The 18,182-nt window shown below is 64.5% G+C and carries 15 protein-coding genes, 2 tRNA genes and 1 other RNA gene; 8 read left to right on the top strand and 10 right to left on the bottom strand.

The features are described 5' to 3' along the window. Window positions 1-6: 6 nt before the first annotated feature. A complete protein-coding gene (locus IPK69_13295; protein QQS08931.1) occupies window positions 7-855 on the bottom strand; it encodes an ABC transporter ATP-binding protein in 849 nt (282 codons plus the stop codon). A gap of 95 nt (window positions 856-950) precedes the next feature. Here IPK69_13295 and IPK69_13290 point away from each other — a divergent pair. The 5 genes from IPK69_13290 to IPK69_13270 all read left to right on the top strand — a co-directional run bounded on the left by IPK69_13290 (window position 951) and on the right by IPK69_13270 (window position 4,696). Next, window positions 951-1,023 (top strand) — tRNA-Phe (locus IPK69_13290). 246 nt (window positions 1,024-1,269) lie between these two features. Then, window positions 1,270-2,982, top strand: a complete 1,713-nt coding sequence (locus IPK69_13285) for a hypothetical protein (GenBank protein ID QQS08930.1) — start codon at window positions 1,270-1,272, stop codon at window positions 2,980-2,982. Between the two features lie 242 nt (window positions 2,983-3,224). Then, window positions 3,225-3,298 (top strand) — tRNA-Val (locus IPK69_13280). Between the two features lie 441 nt (window positions 3,299-3,739). Continuing rightward, complete coding sequence (locus tag IPK69_13275) at window positions 3,740-4,168, top strand: hypothetical protein (GenBank protein ID QQS08929.1); 429 nt, start codon at window positions 3,740-3,742, stop codon at window positions 4,166-4,168. A gap of 81 nt (window positions 4,169-4,249) precedes the next feature. Further along, a complete protein-coding gene (locus tag IPK69_13270) occupies window positions 4,250-4,696 on the top strand; it encodes an SRPBCC family protein (GenBank protein ID QQS08928.1) in 447 nt (148 codons plus the stop codon). A gap of 93 nt (window positions 4,697-4,789) precedes the next feature. On the opposite strand, the gene IPK69_13265 is transcribed toward IPK69_13270, so the two are convergent. Beyond that, a complete protein-coding gene (locus tag IPK69_13265) occupies window positions 4,790-5,746 on the bottom strand; it encodes a hypothetical protein (protein ID QQS08927.1) in 957 nt (318 codons plus the stop codon). A gap of 422 nt (window positions 5,747-6,168) precedes the next feature. Here IPK69_13265 and IPK69_13260 point away from each other — a divergent pair, with 422 nt between their 5' ends. Both IPK69_13260 and rpsG read left to right on the top strand, forming a co-directional pair. Continuing rightward, the gene (locus IPK69_13260) at window positions 6,169-6,546 is read left to right on the top strand and encodes a 30S ribosomal protein S12 (GenBank protein ID QQS08926.1); all 378 of its coding nucleotides are present in this window, start codon (window positions 6,169-6,171) and stop codon (window positions 6,544-6,546) included. Window positions 6,547-6,758: 212 nt separating this feature from the next. Then, complete coding sequence (rpsG, locus tag IPK69_13255) at window positions 6,759-7,256, top strand: 30S ribosomal protein S7 (GenBank protein QQS08925.1); 498 nt, start codon at window positions 6,759-6,761, stop codon at window positions 7,254-7,256. 174 nt (window positions 7,257-7,430) lie between these two features. On the opposite strand, the gene IPK69_13250 is transcribed toward rpsG, so the two are convergent. The 3 genes from IPK69_13250 to IPK69_13240 form a co-directional block, all read right to left on the bottom strand. Further along, the gene (locus IPK69_13250) at window positions 7,431-9,236 is read right to left on the bottom strand and encodes a hypothetical protein (GenBank protein ID QQS08924.1); all 1,806 of its coding nucleotides are present in this window, start codon (window positions 9,234-9,236) and stop codon (window positions 7,431-7,433) included. Window positions 9,237-9,538: 302 nt separating this feature from the next. Then, on the bottom strand, window positions 9,539-12,586 hold the full coding sequence (locus IPK69_13245) for a DNA translocase FtsK 4TM domain-containing protein (protein ID QQS08923.1): 3,048 nt from the start codon (window positions 12,584-12,586) through the stop codon (window positions 9,539-9,541). Between the two features lie 150 nt (window positions 12,587-12,736). Further along, window positions 12,737-13,285, bottom strand: coding sequence for an EamA family transporter (locus IPK69_13240; protein ID QQS08922.1), 549 nt, complete (start codon window positions 13,283-13,285; stop codon window positions 12,737-12,739). Window positions 13,286-13,367: 82 nt separating this feature from the next. On the opposite strand from IPK69_13240, the gene IPK69_13235 reads away from it, so the two are divergent. Continuing rightward, the gene (locus IPK69_13235) at window positions 13,368-14,888 is read left to right on the top strand and encodes an aminomethyl transferase family protein (protein QQS08921.1); all 1,521 of its coding nucleotides are present in this window, start codon (window positions 13,368-13,370) and stop codon (window positions 14,886-14,888) included. 21 nt (window positions 14,889-14,909) lie between these two features. On the opposite strand, the gene IPK69_13230 is transcribed toward IPK69_13235, so the two are convergent. The 5 genes from IPK69_13230 to rnpB form a co-directional block, all read right to left on the bottom strand. Then, window positions 14,910-15,773, bottom strand: coding sequence for a hypothetical protein (locus tag IPK69_13230; protein ID QQS08920.1), 864 nt, complete (start codon window positions 15,771-15,773; stop codon window positions 14,910-14,912). 269 nt (window positions 15,774-16,042) lie between these two features. Beyond that, window positions 16,043-16,303 (bottom strand): hypothetical protein, encoded by a 261-nt coding sequence (locus IPK69_13225; GenBank protein ID QQS08919.1) that lies wholly within the window; start codon window positions 16,301-16,303, stop codon window positions 16,043-16,045. After that, complete coding sequence (locus tag IPK69_13220; GenBank protein QQS08918.1) at window positions 16,285-16,509, bottom strand: hypothetical protein; 225 nt, start codon at window positions 16,507-16,509, stop codon at window positions 16,285-16,287. The genes IPK69_13225 and IPK69_13220 overlap by 19 nt, the downstream gene beginning before the upstream one ends. 251 nt (window positions 16,510-16,760) lie before the next feature. Continuing rightward, window positions 16,761-17,534 carry an SUMF1/EgtB/PvdO family nonheme iron enzyme gene (locus tag IPK69_13215; GenBank protein ID QQS08917.1) on the bottom strand — a complete coding sequence of 258 codons (774 nt, stop codon included), beginning with the start codon at window positions 17,532-17,534 and terminating at the stop codon, window positions 16,761-16,763. Between the two features lie 164 nt (window positions 17,535-17,698). After that, an RNA gene (gene rnpB / locus IPK69_13210) (RNase P RNA component class A) lies at window positions 17,699-18,160 on the bottom strand. Window positions 18,161-18,182 lie beyond the last annotated feature (22 nt).

Here is an 18,182-nt window from a genome sequence, read left to right as displayed (position 1 = left end):
ACGCGTCTAACTCGCCATCCCCTCAAACACGATCCTCTCACGCGTGCGCCTGGGATCGGCGACGGGCACCGCGCTCAGGAGCGCCTTGGTGTATGGATGCTTCGCGTCGTGCAGGATCTGGTCGCGCTCGCCCATCTCCACGATCTTGCCCTTGTACATGACCGCGATCCGCTTGCACACGTGCTGGATCACGCTCATGTCGTGGCTGATGAACAGGTACGACAATCCGAACTCATTCTGCAGATCCGACAAGAGATTGATGATCTGCGCCTGGATCGACACATCCAGCGCGCTCGTCGGCTCGTCGCACACGATGAAACTCGGCTTGAGCGCCAGCGCCCGCGCGATGCCAATCCGCTGACGCTGCCCGCCGCTGAACTCGTGCGGATACCGGTCCGCCGCCGCACGCGGCATGCCGCATCGAACAAGCAACTCCTCGACGTGCTGCCGCAGTTCGTCCTTGGGCCCGCCCATCCCGTGCACGATCAACGGCTCGGCCAGGATCGATCCGATGCGCATCCGCGGATTCAACGAAGACCCAGGATCTTGGAAGATGATTTGCATCTTCCGCCGCAGCGCCTTGAGCCGCGGTCCACGCGACGAGAGCACATCCTCCCCATCAAAGTGCACATCGCCGCCAGTGGGCGGAATGAGACGCAGGATGGATCGCCCGACGGTGGTCTTCCCACACCCCGACTCGCCGACGAGACCCAACGTCTCGCCCCGCTCGATCTCGAACGACACGCCGTCCACAGCCTTCACCCACCCCGTCACGCGCTGCAGCACGCCCGAGCGGATCGGGAAATGGGTCTTGAGGTCCTTGACGTCGAGAAGCGCGGCTGGATGGGGCGTCACAACCCATGCTAGCCGACCCGATCAACCATGGCGGGGTTGACGGGCGTTCGGCCTCGCCTACGCTTGGGACCGCTTCGAGGCCACGCCTCCTAGCCGGGCAGGTAGCTCAGTTGGTAGAGCATCGCATTGAAAATGCGAGGGTCGCCGGTTCAAGTCCGGCTCTGCCCATTTCCCCCAAATTGATATCGAGACTCTGTTTTTCGCCCTAGGTGCGGTGATATCCACATCGCCGAGCCAGCCCAGTGTTTTCACTAGGCCACACTTTCTCTAGAGAAAACTCCACATTGCTCTTGTGCCATTCGGAAACTTGTTGTACGATTTTGATGACGTGAGGTCTAACGGCCTCGAGAGACATGACCTGGGCGGTTCCGCCCAAATGACAACGGCCACAGAACGGCCGGGAGGAGAGACGTAATGAAGATTCGTATCGCGACGATGATCGGCGTGGTTGGCATGGCGAGCGGTCTCGCCCACGCCGGCCCCATTTTCCTTGATCAGATCATGCGGACCAGCGACGCGGTTCCGGGTGTCGCTGGCGCGACGTGGTTCACCTCGACTTCGGGCTTCCAGGCCCCGACCATCGACAACAACGGCATGGTCTCCTTCCGCGGGCGCATGAATAACGACGGAACCGTCGTCACGGCGACCTCGAACGACGAGGGCTACTTCTTCGGCGGCCCTGGCTCGGTCAGCCTTATGGTCCGCGAGGGCGTCAGCGCCACCCCCGACAACTCGAACTCCGGCGGCCCAGGCGCCATCGTCACCACGTTCCAAACCAACTCGCTCTCCACAAGCCCCAACGGCAATCTCTGGCTCGGCGGGACCGGAACCGGCGGCACGATCACCTCAAGCGGCACCAATTCGGACAACCGTTTCATCTGGACGGGCCCCGCCGGTTCCCTCGCCCTGACCGCGCGTCAGCGCCAGACCGCGCCAGGCACTGCCGGCGCCGTCTTCTCCTCGGCCCCGGACTCGACCTCCGGGAGCATGAACCGCATGAACAACGCGGGCCAGACCCTCGTCAACTCGTCGTTCACGGCGAACGTCGGCGACACCGGGGCCGTGGGCACCAACGACTCCGGCATGTACGTCATGAGCCCCACCGGCGCCACACTCATCATGCGTCGCGGGGATGACGCGGGCCTCGGCGGCGGCGAGCAGCACAACTCTATCGGCACCGCCTTCCTCAACGGCTCGGGCCAAGTCATGCAGATCGGCGGCCTCAAGGTCACCGGCTCCGTCACGACGTCGAATGACGGCATCATGAACTTCTGGAACGGCTCGTCCCTCACGACCTTCGCTCGCGAGGGCGGCGCCACAGGTGTCGGCGACCTCACCTACCCCGTCTCCACCAGCACGCTCTTCCCGATCTTCTCCACGGGCCGCCAGTCCCTCAACAACAACGGCGTCGGCATCTTCTTCCCCGCGGGTTCACTCGCCGGCACGGGCGTCACCACCACCAACGACACCGCCGTCTTTGCCTATGACAGCAGCAGCAGCACCACGTCCATCTTCAAGCGCGAGGGCGATTCGGCCCCCGGCGTCGCGGGCGCGGCGTTGAACTCATTCTCCATCAACGATTTCAACATCAACAACAACAACAAGGTCGCCTGGGCCGGCACGCTCGTCCAGGATGCCCTCGCCGGCATCACCGCCGCCAACGACTCGGGCCTCTGGCTCTCCGACGTGAGCGGCGCCTCCGATTCTCTGATCGTTCAGGAGGGCATGGCCGTCCCGGGCATCACCGATGCGTTCTTCGGCACGCCCCAGAACGTCGTCATGAACAACCAGAACCAGATCCTCTTTGTCTCCACCATGACAGGTGCGGGCGTCACGACCGCCAGCGATCGCAGCCTCTGGGCCTGGGATCCGGTCGAGGGCCTCATGCTCGTCTGCCGCGAGGGAGACTCCTACTTCGGCCTCACCGCCTCCGGCTTCAACCAGAACCTGTCCGCCAACGGCGAGGGAGGCAACAACGCCCTTTCCGACGCGGGCTGGGCCTCCTTCACGATCAATGGCGCTACCGGCACCAATCAGGGCATCGTCGTCCGCACGATGATCCCCGCCCCCGGTGCCTTGGCCCTCCTCGGCCTCGGCGGTCTCCTCACGGCGCGTCGTCGCCGCTAACTCGAAACCTTCGACATGCACCGCCTGACTCCGCGCAGGTGCATGCCAACGAATCCTTCACCGGCGTTTCCTTCACGGGGAACGCCGGTATTCTTGGAGGTCCGCCCGCCCTTCCATGGACCAACAACACGCCTCTGGCATGCCGACCCAGAAGCGGTATAATCCGCCCCGCCGATCCAAGGCGTGTGTCTTTGCCCTGCCCTGCTTGGCACCCACACACCAAAGACCGTCGGCCACAACCCGGGCGATTAGCGCAGTTGGCTAGCGCGCTTCCTTGACATGGAAGAGGTCACTGGTTCGAGTCCAGTATCGCCCACTTGCCCGTTCTCCGCCGGCTTCCACGCTCTTCCTCGTGGAACAACCCTGGTTACCGCGAAGCAGGCCCTCCAAACACATCGAACGACGAAACGCCCATCCGTGCGAGCGAATCGTTGGTGCACAGTGGCAGCGGACGTTGAGCACTCGGCGATACCATGAACGCATGGGGCTCGAAGTCGTCGAGATGGTCATGGAGGCCGAGGACCGATTCGGTGTCTCGCTGCCGGATGCGGAACTCGAGCACGTGCGAACGGTCGCGGATCTCTCGGCCCTGATCTGGTCGCGACTTCCCCGGTCCTCCAGCGTGTGCCCGACCATGCACGAGTTCTTCGAACTCCGACGTCAGATCGCCACCATGACGGGGCTCGGGCGCCGCAACATTCGGCCCGGAACGCGTGTTGACGAGGTCTTCCCATCTCGACGACGGCGAGCGTGGAAGGTGCTCCGAAAATCCAACCGGAGAATCCCGACACTGATCGCCAGCCCTCGAGTTGATGGGGTGATGCTCTGGGTTTCAGGAGTTTCCGTGTTTCTCTTTGTACTGTTCTTTGTGGCGTCATGGGTCGCATTTGGGGCAACCTCGCTCTCATTCTCGATTTCTGTTCTGCTCATCTGGATCGCGGCCTTGTGCATTGCCAACGCGAGGCTCTCAACGCATCTTCCCCTCGGGATCGAGACCCTGGACGACCTCGCACGAGCCGTCGCACCAGTCTACACACACAACGGATGCACAAGCGCCGGCGAGAGACTCCTCGCCCAAGTTCGCATACTGGAAGAAACCCGGGCGCTCGTCGCGAAAGAACTGGCACTGCCCTTGGAGCGTGTACGGCCAGAATCCGACTTCATCATGGATCTTGGCTGCGGCTAAACACACACGAAACAGTCGACGTCAAGTCCTCTCCTCTTCACCTCTTCACCTGCTCACTCCCCCCACCCCTACCCTCCCCTCATGACCACCGGCAACACCGTCCGCCTCCACCGCGTCCTCAAGGCCCCGGCGTCGCGCGTCTACAAGGCGTTCATCGATCCGCGAGCGATGGTGAAGTGGATGCCGCCGCATGGATACGTCGGCGAGGTGCACTCGCACGAGGCCAAAGTCGGCGGCACCTACCGCATGTCCTTCGCCAGCCTCGGGTCCGGCATGACGCACTCCTTCGGCGGGACGTACGTCGAACTCGTCGAGAACGAGAAGATCGTCGTCACCGACCGCTTCGACGACCCCAACCTTCCCGGCGAGATGCGCGTGACGACGACGCTGCGGCCGGTCTCGTGCGGGACGGAAGTCATCATCACGCAAGAAAAGATCCCCAGCATCATCCCGGTCGAGATCTGCACACTGGGATGGCAGGAATCGCTGGAGATGCTGGCGGGGCTGGTGGAGGCGGAGGTGGAGTAGGCAGCGGGCGGCGCGAGTCCAATCGACGACGCGACCGGGTCCGTGGCAATCCTGACTCGGAACACGTGGCGCACATCCGCATCGTCTAACCGCTCACTCTCCCGGAAGTGCGTGCCCGTTAAGCGTGAGCGTCGCCTCGACGGTCGTGATGTCGGCGAGAATCTGCAGAGTAACATCCGCCCCCTCGGGAGTGCCCTTGGCGAGGAGGAACTGCGTCCCGATTCGATCGGCGCTCGTGTAGTGGGCCCTACCCCTGAACTGCGGCGGGCGTGGAGCGATGAAGTAGACCAGTTCTTCAACGCCGCGCGGACGAATATCCAAATATGGTCCCATGCCAGACGGGCTGGACCAGCGTGCTTCCGCGCTCAATCCTTCGAGCGATGGACTCTCGATCTTGGTCCATGTACTCGTCGGTGCCAGCACGATGGTCTCCTTTGATGCCGCGACTCGCATCCTCACGATGAGCGTCGCGTCGATCGTGCGGGCCCGACGCGGCGGCACAGCGACAAACCATCGAACCGAGGGTGCTGTGTCGTGCATCAGGAGCGAGCGATCGGTCCACGATTTCGGGTTGGCGCCCACATCCTTGACCATCGCCGCAAGGAGATCTGTGCCGATGTCGTCCATGACGCTCGCCGAGACGATCTCCACGCTCACAAGTCGAGATTTTGCGGGCACGTTCTCGAGCGTCAGGTCCATGGCGAGCCAGTTGCCGTGCGGCGGGCCTCCTTCGGTACCGACGAACGTCGCCTCGAGCGGCGCGTCGTTCTCCAACGATTGTCGAGACTCACGCGTCCTGAGAAGACGGAGCGTCGACGCCATGGGTGCCGCATCATGTTCATTGGACAACCCGTTGAGCAGAGCCTCGTGTCCAGCATCGGAATACTCACCGGTACCTGATGAAGCCTCGAACGATGCCGGCGTCATCGTGGCAAGAAGTGACCCGGTTCGTTCGTCGTGGATCAGCCACGCGGTGAGCGAGAAAACGAGTATGCCAACGGCAATCATTTTGTAGGGCGTGAGAGACACGGGTTGGCCGTTGAAGGTCATATCGAGATCGTACAGTTGAATGGGGGCATGGCGCTGAACTCGCGCCGCCGAAACCCGCCCCCTACTCCGTTTCGCCGGACTTCAGCATGTGGGGCATCTTGTGGCCCGAACGCCCGTTCAACCTTTTACGCCGAAAGGCACCAAAGTCTGGTAGGCGGCGAAGAACGGACACTGAGGAAAGGATTAACTTTTGGTGAAACGGGGCAGAGGTTCAAGAACTTGGACTGATGGCAAGCCGACACCCTAACTCTGCCCAAACCGTGACCGTGTAGTCGATCTCGTGCTCTCACCCGCCATTGCCCTCCCGCCGGGAACCGCTACTATTCCGACCCTACCCGGCTTGCCCCGACGTGTTCGGGTTGCCGGGCGGTTGCCCCGATCGATCTGTCCCTGATCCACAGAAGCCTGAGCCAGAACCGACCATGCCCACGATCAACCAACTCGTCCGCAAGCCACGCTCCGCCTCGACCGCCAAGTCGAAGGTGCGTGAACTCGATCTCGCCCCGATGAAGCGTGGCGTGTGCCTCGTCGTCAAGACCACCACACCCAAGAAGCCCAACTCGGCCCTCCGAAAGATCGCCAAGGTCCGCCTCTCCAACGGCAAGGAGATCTCGGCGTACATCGGTGGCGAAGGGCACAACCTGCAGGAGCACTCGATCGTCCTCGTCCGAGGCGGCCGCGTGCGTGACCTTCCCGGTGTTCGCTACCACATCGTCCGCGGCGCCATCGACTGCAAGGGCGTCGACGGCCGCAAGCAGGGACGCTCGAAGTACGGCGCGAAGCGCGGCAAGGCGAGCTAAGCCCTCAAACACACAGCATCCAATCACGGGCGGTCGGAAACGATCGCCCGCTGAGTTTCGAGTTTCGACAATCGGAGGTCTCGCCGACGTGGCGGGGCCAAGAGGCAGTAATCGCGACCGAATTCCCCCACTTCAATGGGAGCCCGGACCGGCGCGGTGAACAGTGACGCGGGATGGAATTTTCCACCCCGCCCAGCCAAGGAGTTTCGAGAATGGGCCGCAAGAGTTTTACCGCCGCTCCCACGCAGTTGAAGCCAGATCCCCGTCACGGCGATTTGGTCCTCTCCCGCTTCATCAACTGCATCATGTACGACGGCAAGAAATCCGTCGCCCAGCGAGTCGTCTATGACGCGCTCGAGAACATCCAGGGCAAACTCGCCAAGGAGACCGACCCCGCCGCCCCCAAGGAGGCGATCGATATCTTCCGCATGGCGATCGAGAACGTGAAGCCCTTCGTCGAGGTGCGCAGCAAGCGCATCGGCGGTGCGAACTACCAGGTGCCGATGCAGGTCAACCGCAAGCGTCAGCAGTCGCTGGCCTTCCGCTGGATCCTCGAGGCCGTCCGCGGCGAGCGAGGCCGCCCCGTCGCCGCCCGACTTGCCGACGAGTTGTACAACGCGGCAAAGAAGGAAGGCAAGGCCATGAACACCCGCGAGCAGACGCACCGCATGGCCGAGGCCAACCGCGCCTTCGCCCACTTCGCGAACTGAATCGAGACCGATTCCCAAACCGAAAGGTTCAGGGAACGCGCCGCACAAAAAACAAACGCGGAAGCGAGGTTGGCTTCCGCGTTTTTCGTTGGTGATGTGCTGTCGTGAAGAGGTGAAGTATGTAGATTGAGTAGAAGGCAGGCGGGCCGCCTGCCCCACGAGATGGTGTAGGGTTCAGAACCTCGGCGCGCCCGCGGGCTCGGCCGGCTCGGCGTCCATCTCGTCCTCCATCCCAGGCCCGTCGAACTGCTGCATCATCTCGCTCATGAAGGCTAGCACGTCGCTGGGCAACACGATCCGCATGTGCATCCCGCCGTCATTCGTGGTCGCGCCGAACCCAACCGGCGAGAGTTTCTCGGGGACCTCGAAGGGCGCCTCGCCCATGAACGCCATCATCGCGTCGTGGATGGACTGGGTGATCTCACGCGTGCCGAGGTACATCTCCATCGTGCGCCCCTTGGGAAGCATCTCTGCGACCTTCGCGACGTCGGCATTGAGGCCCAGCCCCGGGCCGCCCTCGGCCGCCTCGATGGTCGCGGTGAGCAGGGGTGTGTTCGGCGACATCGTGAAGGCCAGCCCCTTCTTGAACGTCGCCGCGTACCCCTTCATCTGACCCTCGGGCCCAAAGAGCATCGGCCCGACCATCTGCATGGCCATCGCCATCTCGCTCTCGGGGTCCACGTCCATGCCCATGGTCCAGACGTCGGCCATGCGACCGGCGATCTCCTTGGTCTCGGCGGAATAGGTGGTTCTGAACGTCATGCCCTGCTGGGTCGCGCCGTCCATCTGCTTCGCGACGTTCATGAACGCCGAGCGGAGCGCCTTCGGATCCTTGGAGACGTAGATCTGGCTCCACTTGGAGAATAGCCCATTGGAAAGATCGACCGTCCCGAGCGTGGCGGCCTGACCATCGGCGAGCGCGATGATCTCGGGCCCAAAGCCGAACGAGAGCGCCGATACCTCTCCCTGAAACTGCCGGCTGAACTCGAGCCACTTGGTCATCGCTCGCTTGAGGTTCGCGTCGTGCATGTCCATCGAGTATGCCGCGACGAACGGCTGGTTGGGCAGCATCCCCAGCAGCGACGACGAGTCACCCGCGCTGTTGAAAAATCCGGCCGTCTCGGAGCCTGTCGTGAACTGGATGCCAAAGTCCATCGCCCCGGCCGCGTCCGTGAGTTTCATCCCAATCACCGCCGCCTGGGCGTCACGGACGAGCGTCTCACCGATATCAAACACCGACCCCATCATCTCCACCATGTCCACCCCGCCCGCCATCATCTCGCCCATCTCCGGATTCTCGGCCTGCTCCTTCATCGCCTGTCGCCCCTCGGCGATGCCCTTCTCGAGAAGCGGGCGGAGTGGTCCCATATTCGCATAGACAAACGCGTCGCTCGCGTCCGCGATCCGCATCCCCACGCGCCCCAATGTCGTGCCGTGCACCCCGATCTGCCCCGACGCCGGAACAAACTTCGCCAGGTCTTCCGCATTGTCGCAGATCACCGCGAACGAGTCACCGGCCTTGCGGATCTGCGACGTAAACTCACCGAACGTGATCTCGCTCGTCGCCGCGTTCGGATCACCTCCGCCGGCCGTCACGAACGCCGCATAGTCGGTCACGGGAATGAGGATAAACGAGGCCCGCGCCTTATCCTCGACCATGCCGTCCTCCTCAGGATTCGCGATCTTCTCGGGTGGATAGATGACCATCGCCATCGAGCCGCCGCGATGAATCCCCGGAAGCGCCATCGCCTCTTCCAGATCGCCGAACCCGTCGAGTTCATCCTGGGGGACCTTGAGTGTCTCCATCAGCCCTTGCACGCGATCCTTGAACTGCCCAACGTTCCGAACGCTCAGCACGATCGGCGAGTCCCCAGGGACAAGGTCCAACGCCTTGGGAAGGTCGGCAAGACCACAACTCGCCCCCGAGAGCAGCCCAAGAACAACCGCCAACTTCATCGAGAATCCCGAGTTCGTTCGCATACCGATCATCTGTTCCGTCCCTTTCTGGAAGCCCTACAAGAGGGCAAAGCGTCCGTCGTGAGCATGCGGATGCGCCCGCATCACGAAGCATTCAGTCAACAGTAGTCGCCGCCGGGAGCCAAGTGTCCTCAAAACACTCTGGGCTGTTCCAAAGGCCGCGCCAACACACCGCTCACGCCAGCAACACGCTTCTCGCTCGCGGACTCCAATCACCTACTTGGTGACACGCGTGCAACGATTCCACCAATCCCATATCTTCGCCCCAATACCAAACCAACCCCGATCGACGCCACCGCCTCGCCTCACTCTCGATCTCGCCCAAGAGGAGTCTCCTCCTCCTCCTCGCCGTACTCGTACTCCTCGTCCTCAGAGACAAACTCCGGCCCATCTTCCTCGTCGGCGTCCTCCTCCGACTCCTCATCCCCATCATCCGAGCCGGAGTCGTCCGTGTCCTCGATCTCCGCCGATTCGTGTTCGTCGTCGATCGTGGCCTCGACTTCCTCCTCGTCCTCAACCGAATCGTCTTCCATGGCCGCCTCGGCGTCGTCCGAACCAGAGGATGAATCGTCAAAGAGCCTCGCGTTCTTGTCGGGCCCGTCGGCCTCGAGCGAACCGCCCTGCTCCTTCGCCAACCGCTTCATCGTCTCCCAATCGTCGATCGTGATCAGCACATCCCGCGCGACCGACCCCTTGTGATCGGAGATGATCCCCGCGATCCCCATAAGGTCGATCAGGCGGCTCGCCCGTGTGTATCCGATCGCCAGCCGCCGCTGGAGCAAACTCACGCTCCCGCGACGCGTCTCCAGCACGATCTCCACGGCCCGCGGGAAGAGCGGATCCTCCTGCGCCGCCGCCAGCGACGCCGACGAGTTGTTCTGGCTCTGGAGGATGCGGTCCTCGTCGTTGAGGTTGCCCAGGCCCGAGCCGTCCTCGCTGCGACGAATCTGCAACAGTTGCCGCTCGAATGAAGGCCCGGCGATGTCCCGCATGAACCGCACGACGCGCCGGATCTCCAGATCGTCCACCAGCGTCCCCTGCGACCGCGTGAGTTTGCTCGAGCGCGGCGAGAGGAAGAGCATGTCGCCATGTCCCAAGAGCAACTCGCCGCCCTTCTGGTCGAGCACGATCCGCGAGTCCATCCCGCTCGCCACCTTGAACGCGATGCGACAAGGCATATTCGCCTTGATCAGCCCCGTCACCACGTTCGCCTGCGGACGCTGCGTCGCCAGAATCAGGTGAATTCCCACCGCTCGTGCCTTCTGCGCGATGCGGATGATGTGGCTCTCGACCTCCTTCGCCGTCATCATGAGATCGGCGAGTTCGTCGATGATGAAGACCATGTAGGGCAACTTGCGAGGGACCTTCGCCTCCTGCTCGGGAGTCGTGACGCCCAGCCGCTCCTTGAGTTCGTCGAAGGGAAGGTCGTTGTACGAGGCGATGTCCCGGCATCCCGCCTCGGCGAGCAACTCGTACCGCTCATCCATCTTCACCGTCGCCCACTCGAGAATTGCCGCGGCCTTGCCCATCTCCGTCACGACCGGGCACATCAGGTGCGGGATGTCGCGGAACTGCGACATCTCGACCATCTTCGGGTCCACCAGCACGAGTTTCAGTTCGCTCGGCTTCTTCGTGTACAGGAAACTCATGATGATCGTGTTCATGCACACGCTCTTGCCAGAGCCTGTCGTGCCCGCGATCAGCATGTGCGGCATCTGCGTCAGGTCCGCGATCAGCGGCTGCCCGCTCGCGTCCTTCCCCAGGAACATCGGCAGACGCATCTTCTCCGTCAGATCCGTCTGGCTCATGAGTTCCTTGAGACGCACCTTCTCCTTGTGCGCGTTGGGAACCTCGATGCCAATGGTGTCGCGCCCGGCCTGGTTCGGCACGATGCGGATGTTGATCGCCTTGAGCGCCCGCGCGATGTCGCTGCTGACGGCCTGGATCTGCGCCACCTTCGTCCCGGGCGCCAGACGTACATCAAACAGCGTGATCACCGGGCCAGACTCGATGCCGACGACATTGCCATCGATGCGGTACTGCTCCAGCGCCGACTCCAAGGCCGCCGCCTGCTCACGGACGTACTCCTCGAGTTTCAGATTGAAGTTCTCCTCCGGGTTCTCCAGCAGATCCAGCCCTGGGAACTGATACGGCTTCGGCGGCGGCGCGGGAGGCACCGGCGTCGCATTCTCGTCCTGCGCTCGCTGCGCCATCGCCGCAGCCGGCGCGTTCTGCTCGCCCGCTTCTTCCTCAGAGCCGTCCTGCGACCTCAGCCCAGACAGATCCGCATCCGTCGCGATCTGCTTGTCCTTCTGCCCGAAGACCACCGGCAACTTCGCGATCTTCGCCCGGAGTTCCTCCGTCGTCGTCCCCTTGGCCGCGGGAGCCGTATCGCTCGATGCTTCCTCGGCCCCATCGGCGTCGTCATGGCTCTCTTCGTCGGAGTCGTCGGCCATAACCGACACCTCACGGAGATCGTGCGGCACTCGCGCCTCGCCGATCTCATCGCGGTCGAGCGTCTCTTCCTCATCCACCTCGTCCGTGCCCTGGATCGTCGAGACGAGATCATCAAGCGACTTGCCCCGTCGGCGTCGCGTAGGCGCGCCCACGCCATTCGCCAGCGAACGCTGGTCATCCAGATCATCCGTGCGAACCAGCAGCGGCGAGCGGCTCTTCCGCCCCGCGAAGAGACTCGTAAAGCCTTTCCACAATCCGCCCGCGCTACGTCCACCGGCATTGATCGCCACCGCACCCGCGCGGACGCCCATCGTCCCCGCTGTCGAAGCGCCCGCCGCCAACGCCGGCGCCCCGCGCTCGCGCGTCACACGCCATCCCCACGAGGCCAGCGCGATGATCCACTGATCGAGGCACACGACCGCGCCGACGATGAGCGCCAGCATCGCGATGATCCCGCTGCCCAAAGTGCCGAACCGCTGCACCAACTCCGCCATCGCCACCACGCCGACCTTGCCACCGGCCAGCCCGGGGAAAGGCCCGCTACTCGGGAAGAGCAGCGCCTGCGCCGACGCCACCGCCGCCACCATCAAGGACAATCCCAACGCCCGCACTGCCACGTTCGCGATCTCGCGCCAGAACCCGCGCCCCGGCTCCGAGACCAGCGCCCAGAACAGCCCGATCCCCACGACTCCCACAAGCACATACGCCCCGGCACCAAGCACCCAGATCATGTGATACGCGGTCCACGCCCCTACGCCGCCGCACCAGTTCTTGACCGGGTTGTTCGCGGGCGAGACCAGATGCGTCGGCGGATCACCGGCATTGAACCCGATCAGGCTCCCGACGACAAAGACCCACGCCCCAATGAGCGCGATCAGGAACAGCCGTTGGCCCACGAGGTTCCAATCAACCCCGCCCCCACCAACTGTTGACGACCTCGCCCTTCGCCCGGCTCCCTTCGTAGAGCCGGACGCGCGCGCGGCCACTGCTTTTCTTGCGCTTCCCATCGTTTCCTAGATCGGCAGGTCGCCCCTGTTCGCTGGAAACTAGGGGTCAACCCTCGCCGATGGGTCCAAAGACCGAACGGATTGCCCGCTTGAACTCTGCGTGGTGGCGGCACCAGCCCCACTCTTGTGCCCCACTGTCACCAGCACCACGCCCCCGAGAACCATTGCGACGCCGAACCACTGGACTCGCGACACCGACTCACCGAGCACCAGCCACCCCAGCAGCACGGCGGTCGCCGGCGCCAGCGTGAACGCGATCGGCTTCACCCGCGAGATGTCCCCGCCCGGCTGGGCCAGAGCGAGGTAGAAAAAGAACACTCCCAGGAACCCCGCGAAGACCGCCGACCCGAGCGCGAGTTTGCGCAGCGTGAGCGACTCGGCCGTCTTCCAGAAATCAGCCTGCGTCTCGGCATGCATCACCCGCGTCGCGATCACAAACGCCGCGATCGCCAAAGGCACCGTCACCAGTGCCCGCACCAGCAGCACACCCATCGGCCCGACCTGCCCCGTCTTCAGAACGCTCTTGGTGAACAACTCCCCCACGCCCCACGAAAGCCCAGCCAGAACCGCAAAGAGAATCGCTCGCATTACCGACCGTAGCACACCTCATGATCCGCCCAGCACGGCTATCTTCTGCCGAAGGACACCAAACGCGTCCCCCTCAACACTCATGGCCCGCACCAGCCCCATCCACTCTCTCCACGTCGAGCGCGAGGCCTCCCTCGCGATCTACGGCCCGCCCGCGGAATCCGCTGTTGCCCCGTCGAGTATCGGGCCGTCGTCCGAGCCGATCCTCGTCGTCGAGACCTTCGGCCGCATCGAACTCGAGTACGCCGCCCTCCGACGCGGCTGCGTCCTCCTCGACCTTCCCCACCGCGGCGTGCTCATGGTCACGGGCGCCGACCGGCTCGACTTCCTCAACCGAATGCTCACGCAGGACCTCCGCCCCGCGGCCTTCCCTACGAACGCCGCGGCACGCTCCTTCGTCCTCAATCGCAAGGGGCGCGTCGACGCGGACCTGCTCCTCGCCAACCTCGCGAGCAGGCCGTGGTGTGAAGCAAACAAGGCCGGCGTCAACTCGGGCGACGGCGTCGTGCTCCTCGACGTCGACATCCACGCCGCCTCTCGCGCCGCCGCGGCCCTCCGCTCCTACATCGTCATGGACGACGCCGAGATCATCGACTTCAGCGAACGCCTCCACCGCTTCGCCCTCCACGGTCCGACCTCCCTCGATCTCCTCGAACGGCTCGCCGACGCAACCCCTGGCGCGAGAAGCGCGGCCGGAGAAGACGAAGAAGAGATCGACACAAGCCCCATCGCCCCGCTGCGCACCGGCGAAATGAAGGCCATCACCTTCGACTTCACACCCCCAAAGTCCGCTGCGCCCGCCCGCGTCGTCGCCATCCGCGCCGACACCACCGGCGAGATCGGCGTCGAACTCTTCGTCCCCGTCGAGGCCGCCCTCGCCTTCCACGAGCGCGCCCTCGAGATCGCACCACCCTTTCCGATCGATGGCGAACTCGAGATTGGCGAAGAGGGCGCCGGCCTCGAACGCGCGATCCGGGGAGTGGAGGCATCCTCATCCGACGCCGCTCGCATCCACCTCAAGCCCGCCGGGTGGCACGCCTTCAACATCGCCCGCATCGAGGCGGGCACGCCGCTCTACAACATCGACTTCGGCCCAGAGTCCCTCCCCAACGAGACCGGCGTCCTCGCCACGCGCGTGAGCATGACGAAGGGCTGCTACCTCGGCCAGGAGGTCGTCGCCCGCATGCACGCCCGCGGCGCGATGAAGCAGACGCTCGTCGCGCTCAAGTTCCCCCCCCCCCCCCCCTCCCCATCTCTCCCACCAATGTCAGTTCCATCCATCGACGTGCCGTCGCCCCCCCCCCCGACCGCCTCGATGGCCCAGCCGCACCTCCCGATGGCCGGCGACGCCCTCTTCCCCGCGGAGAACTCCGCCAAGTCCGCACGAGGGGGGGCCGGGGCGGTGGGCACGATCACCTCCTCCACCGTGAGCCCCATGCTCGGCGCCGCCCCCATCGCCCTCGCCCAGGTGAAGGCCACGCACACCTCCGCAGGCACGCGCCTCGCCACCCTCGCGGCCGAAGCCAACGACGAAACCCCCACCATCGGCGACGTCCAGGCGACGCTCCGATTCTGGCCGGCCAGCAACGGCACACGATCCTGATCCACCCACACGCCAACCACTCTACTTCTGACGCCGCCGACCAAAAGCCAGCACTCCGCCCCCCGCCCCCACAAGCACCGCCGACGCCGGCGCGGGGATCGCGTTCACGATCACATCATCCAGCACCAGTTCCGTCGTCCCGCCCCACGGCAGCGAGAAGTGCCCCCAGTTGTAAAACTCGACCGTCACAGGCAGCGACGGATTCAAAGGTGTGAAGTTGAACTCCAGGCGCAACTGGTCCCCATACAGACTCAAACCTCCACCCGCCGGCGCCGCAAAGTACCGCATCGGGTCCCCCGCCTGCGTGTTCGTTACCCGAAGCCCGAAGATCCCGTCGTACGCCCCGCCGCCGATCGCGTTCTCGCCCGAGACCCAGAAACTCAACAGATAACTCGGCGCCGGCGAGAGGTGCGTGTTGATCGTCTGCGAGAGCACCACGGGCGGCCCAAACGACGTCCCCACCGTCGGCGTTCCCGCGAACGTCACCTCGCCACCCGGCGTGAACGTCGGCAGCATGTTCACCATCCCGCCCTGCGCGTTCCCAAAGTACAGCGCCTTCACCCCGTCGGGGATCACCGCCGAGTTCGCGATGTTCAAGGGCGACGTCGAGTCGTGCCCCCACCGCGCGTAGTTCGAGGGCCCGCCCGACGACGTCCATCCCGGCGGCACCGCGAACGGCGTCCCCGTCGTCCCCGTCGCCCACAGCACCACAGCACTCGGCGGCCCCGCCTCGAAACTCCCACCCGTCACCAGGTTCCCCGCGTGCGTCCCCAACTGCGGCCCCAGCGGCAGCAGCGTCAGCGCCCCCTCCGCACTCAACCCCACACCCGCCATCGCCAGCCCACCAGCAACCACCACCAGCCGCGCGTGCCGTGTCGTCTGCATCTCTGTTCTCCTCGTGGCCGAGCGTCAGCCCGGCCCCATCACCCTACCACATACATGAAACTCTGCAAGTTGGGATGGGCGCCCCGAGAGATGGCTGCCTTGAGCCATCGCCTCGGGCGGAGAGATCAGCCATGGGGTGGGCCGACTCGGGGGGGGGGGAGAGGAGGTGGGTGAGCATTTCGCGGCACCTACGTCCGAATCAGAGCCCTCCCACACCCATACCCATCCAAAGCCCAAAACACGCGATGGAACGCCAGAAAGGCCGTTCTTCACGCGTCCCGGACCCCAAAGGAGGCTCGCCCGACACCTCCGCAGGCCCGCGCGAGAGCGGCGCAGTCCTGCAACGGAGCGCGGGAGATCTGCACCAGAGCGCCGCAGTCCTGCAAAGTAGCGAGGGAGATCTGCGCGAGAGCGCTGTAGACCTGCGCGAGAGTCCCGCAGCCCTGCCATGGAGCGCGGAAGGCCTGCGCCAGAGCGCCGCAGGTCTGCAAACGAGCGCGGGAGCCCTGCGTCAGAGCCGGGTGCCCCATCGTGGGGCGGGCGAAGCGCCCGTCCCACGCCACCCGCCCGACGCGAAGTTGGAAAGCCCCGGATTGTTCGGGTCGATGACGACGTCGCTTCCGCATCCACCCGGGACGAGATCGCCGATCCGCACCGCGATGGGCTGTGCGGTTGCCAGTGCCGCCGGGATCAGCATGCCGACACCTGCGATCAGACATCTAGAACGAGTTCTCATGATTATCCACTCCGTTGTGTGAACCGTCTCCCTCGACGCGTCATGAAGATTCCTGATGCTCCGAGCACAAGAATCGTTGAGGGACTTGGGATTGAACTGGCAATACGAAAACCGTGATGGAAACCCACTTCGCTTGGCACGGAACCAGCGGCAGACCAGATCACGTCCGCGGCGAGATTTCCAAGATTTCCCCATGAAGAACCATCGTTGAGACGTACAAGAAGACCGGTTGATGATGAGAGACCACCAACCTATTCTGTCCATTCGATGGTCGCCCCCGCCGTGTCGTAGAGGCCCCACGGGCTGGTGACGTCGTAGGCGCCGAGGGGGATGCGGAACTGATCAGAGAGATTGGCCGCGAGGAACCCGGCGTTGGCCTGATTGAGCGGGCTGCCATTCACGAACCCCGGCGGCGGGCCGTAGATCGGCGCGACATCGCTCGAGGTCGAGTACTGCCACCACCCGCCCGTCGTCCCATCGCCGTTGTCCCGCCACGGATCGTAATGAGCGGCCTTGAGCCACTCGTCCCACGTGGGGATCCAGTAGGTCGCGCCCTCGTTGTGCGTGAACTGATCGGTGAAGGTCTGCCCGACGTAGCCGAAGGTGCTCACGTCGTAGGCCCCGTTCATGAAGGCCGAGCGGTCGAGGCTCTTGTTGTTGGTCAGCCAGTTGCAGTAGACCGCCGCCGTGCGCCAGGTGATCCCGCCGGTGGGGAGCATGGGGTTGGCCGTGCCACCCGTCGTGAAGGGGGCCGTTACCCAGGGAATGGGGCCGTCGGCACGGTTCAGGGCCGCGTCGAAGAACTCGGCCCACTGCCCGCTCGTGACCTCGTACTTCCCGATCGAGTACTCGTACGAGACCGAGCCACGGCCCCGCACGCGATTGCCAAAGGGATCGAACCCGTCGTAGGCCGGGTTGCTCGCGTGGTCGATGCGGACGAACTCGATGCCGGAGTTGGGGTCGGTGAAGGGCGTGGGGGGGGCGGGGGGAACGGCCCATGCCGGCGCGACGGCGGCGAGGCCCATGACAAGGACAAGGCACAGGCGGGGGCGGGTTGTGGGATCAGGCAGTCTCACCGAGAGGAATGTGCACCAGGATTCGGAAAGTGCCAACCGAATCCGGCCGGAAAGAGAAGAATCTTCATCCAAAACGGCCGCGGGCCCCGGCTTTGTTCACCGGGGCCCGCGATAGACGACGCGTGGCCGTACGCCGAGTTCTGTCCCGATCGCTTTCACACGACCGGTGGCGGCCATTTCTCTCGCCCCGGCGTTGCCGACGGGATCAGGAGCAGCCGACCCGTTCCCCGATCTTGCGATCACGCCGGACGAGCGCCCAAAGGTGGCTCTCTCGAGTGCACCCCGGAGGAAACTGCTTGGCCTTGCACGCGGTGGGGTTTGCCGTGCCCCTCGCGTCGCCGCGAGAGCGGTGGGCTCTTACTCCACCGTTTCACCCTTGCCTGATCCCGCGACGAATCGCGGGCCATCGGCGGTCTCTTCTCTGTGGCACTGTCCCTCGCCCCGTCGCTCGACGGCCACCTCTCGATGACCGGCAAGGCCCAAGGCGGGTGGGCGTTACCCACCACCGTGTCCTGCCGTGCTCGGACGTTCCTCGTCGGAAGTTTCCTTCCGCCGCGGCCGCCTCACCACGCGGGCCGACCGATCATAGGTTCATCG

This window comes from Phycisphaerales bacterium (assembly GCA_016699835.1).
Lineage (GTDB): Bacteria > Planctomycetota > Phycisphaerae > Phycisphaerales > UBA1924.
Note: the sequence above shows the minus strand (reverse complement) of the source record. Positions and strands in the feature narration are given on the sequence as shown.

Excerpts from the sequence above, each read along its gene's own strand:
- IPK69_13265 (QQS08927.1), bottom strand. The coding sequence starts at position 5,746 with ATGACCTTCAACGGCCAACCCGTGTCTCTCACGCCCTACAAAATGATT.
- IPK69_13230 (QQS08920.1), bottom strand. The coding sequence starts at position 15,773 with ATGCAGACGACACGGCACGCGCGGCTGGTGGTGGTTGCTGGTGGGCTG.
- rpsG (QQS08925.1), top strand. The coding sequence starts at position 6,759 with ATGGGCCGCAAGAGTTTTACCGCCGCTCCCACGCAGTTGAAGCCAGAT.
- IPK69_13220 (QQS08918.1), bottom strand. The coding sequence starts at position 16,509 with ATGAGAACTCGTTCTAGATGTCTGATCGCAGGTGTCGGCATGCTGATC.
- IPK69_13260 (QQS08926.1), top strand. The coding sequence starts at position 6,169 with ATGCCCACGATCAACCAACTCGTCCGCAAGCCACGCTCCGCCTCGACC.
- IPK69_13240 (QQS08922.1), bottom strand. The coding sequence starts at position 13,285 with ATGCGAGCGATTCTCTTTGCGGTTCTGGCTGGGCTTTCGTGGGGCGTG.
- IPK69_13225 (QQS08919.1), bottom strand. The coding sequence starts at position 16,303 with ATGGGGCACCCGGCTCTGACGCAGGGCTCCCGCGCTCGTTTGCAGACC.
- IPK69_13285 (QQS08930.1), top strand. The coding sequence starts at position 1,270 with ATGAAGATTCGTATCGCGACGATGATCGGCGTGGTTGGCATGGCGAGC.
- IPK69_13235 (QQS08921.1), top strand. The coding sequence starts at position 13,368 with ATGGCCCGCACCAGCCCCATCCACTCTCTCCACGTCGAGCGCGAGGCC.
- IPK69_13270 (QQS08928.1), top strand. The coding sequence starts at position 4,250 with ATGACCACCGGCAACACCGTCCGCCTCCACCGCGTCCTCAAGGCCCCG.
- IPK69_13250 (QQS08924.1), bottom strand. The coding sequence starts at position 9,236 with ATGCGAACGAACTCGGGATTCTCGATGAAGTTGGCGGTTGTTCTTGGG.
- IPK69_13215 (QQS08917.1), bottom strand. The coding sequence starts at position 17,534 with ATGGGCCTCGCCGCCGTCGCGCCGGCATGGGCCGTTCCCCCCGCCCCC.